The following is a 1777-nucleotide window of genomic DNA, read 5'->3' as shown; positions in this document are numbered from 1 at the left end:
CTGATGAGCTGGGAAGGCGGCGAGGCGTTTGGCGGTCTTGTTTCGACCGGCCCGTTCGTGAACTTCGCCAAGGTGATCAGCTTTGGCGCGGGGGCGATCACGCTGCTTATGGGCGAGAACTTCATGCGCCGGCATGAGACGATCCGCTATGAATATGCGCTGCTGATCATCTTTGCCTCGCTCGGCATGGGCATTACCCTGTCGGCGTCGAACCTCATGACGCTCTATATGGGCATCGAGACGCTCAGCCTCTCTTCCTATGTGTTAGCCGCATTCCACCGGGATTCCATGCGGTCTGCCGAAGCAGGCCTTAAATACTTCGTCCTAGGCGCGCTTGCGTCCGGACTGCTGCTCTACGGAATTTCGCTCGTCTACGGTTTTGCTGGCACGACAGACTATGCCGGCATTGCAAGCGCGGAAGGCGGCATCGGACTGCTGTTCGGCATGGTGCTGATGATTTCCGGGCTTGCCTTCAAGGTCTCTGCCGCGCCGATGCACGTCTGGACGCCGGACGTTTATGAAGGGGCGCCGAGCCCGGTTGTGGCCTTCTTCGCAACAGCGCCGAAAATGGCGAGCATGGTCGTCTTCGCAAATCTGATGTTCACAGCCTTCCCCACAGCCTTTGAAGACTGGCAGATGATCATCGCGATCATCGCAACCCTTTCCATGATTATTGGCGCATTTGGGGCACTCATCCAGAACAACCTCAAACGCCTGCTCGGTTATTCCTCCATCGCGAATATGGGCTATGCCCTGATTGCCGTTGCGGCAGGCGCAGAATATGGCGCGGCGGCACTTCTCGTCTTCATGACGACCTATGTGATTGCTTCGATTGGCCTATTCGGCGGCGTGCTCGCCATGCGCCGGGAAGGCGGAATGGTCGAGAGTATTGATGAGCTTGCAGGTCTTGTGCGACGTCGCACCGGTCTCGCCATTTCGCTGACCGTCCTCGTTATTTCGGTGGCTGGCTTCCCGCTGGCAGTCGGTTTCCTTGGCAAGCTGCTTATTTTTGAAGCAGGCTGGAATGCAGGCCTGATGCCTCTGCTCATCATACTCGTGCTGAGTTCAGTGATCGCGTTTGGATATTATCTGCGGATTATCCTCGTCATGTGGGTCAAGGAGCCGGTGGAGAAGTTCGAACCGGTTGATACGACTGTCCGTCTTGCCATCTATGCGTCGGCCGCAGCCTGTATCCTGCTTTTCATCTTCATTGCACCATTTACTGACTGGGCCACGACCGTGACATCGGGGTTCTATCGTTGAGGCCCGACGCTCCCGTCCAGTGGCATGAAACGATCGACAGCACGAATGAGGAAGCGCGCCGTCTGGCCCAGTCCGGCCATTACGGGCCGATCTGGATTGCTTCGCAGCAGCAGACCGCGGGCAGGGGCCGGCTGGGGCGCCAGTGGCAGTCACCGCCAGGCAATCTCTACTGCTCCGCGCTGTTTCTGGAGCCGGACGGCATCCGTGTCGCGACTCGCTATCCGTTCGCAGCAGGCCTCGCCATTGCAGATGTGTGCAACGCCATCATTGGTGATGTCGACTTGCGGCTGAAATGGCCGAATGATGTCCGCGTCAATGGCGAGAAGCTGTGCGGCATCCTGGTCGAGGCGGGCACATCTTCGGACGGCGCGTGCTGGGTTGTCGCAGGGATGGGACTTAACGTTGCGTGGTCACCTGACAGTCTCGATCAGCCCGCCACAGACCTGAAGGCGCTTGGCGCTGCGTCAGTCGTTGATGCTGCCTTCGTCCTCGATGAACTGCGAAGCGCTTTTGC

The 1777-nt window shown here is 58.6% G+C and carries 2 protein-coding genes; both read left to right on the top strand.

The annotated features are described in order from the left end of the window. A partial coding sequence (locus tag WA989_RS00010; protein WP_424338480.1) for an NADH-quinone oxidoreductase subunit N occupies positions 1-1263 on the top strand: 1263 nt, incomplete at its 5' end. Then, positions 1260-1777, top strand: a 518-nt coding sequence (locus tag WA989_RS00005) for a biotin--[acetyl-CoA-carboxylase] ligase (protein ID WP_424338479.1), incomplete at its 3' end; no start/stop codon positions are given. The genes WA989_RS00010 and WA989_RS00005, both read left to right, overlap by 4 nt.

Source organism: Henriciella sp. (assembly GCF_049649345.1).
GTDB lineage: Bacteria > Pseudomonadota > Alphaproteobacteria > Caulobacterales > Hyphomonadaceae > Henriciella.
Note: the sequence above shows the minus strand (reverse complement) of the source record. Positions and strands in the feature narration are given on the sequence as shown.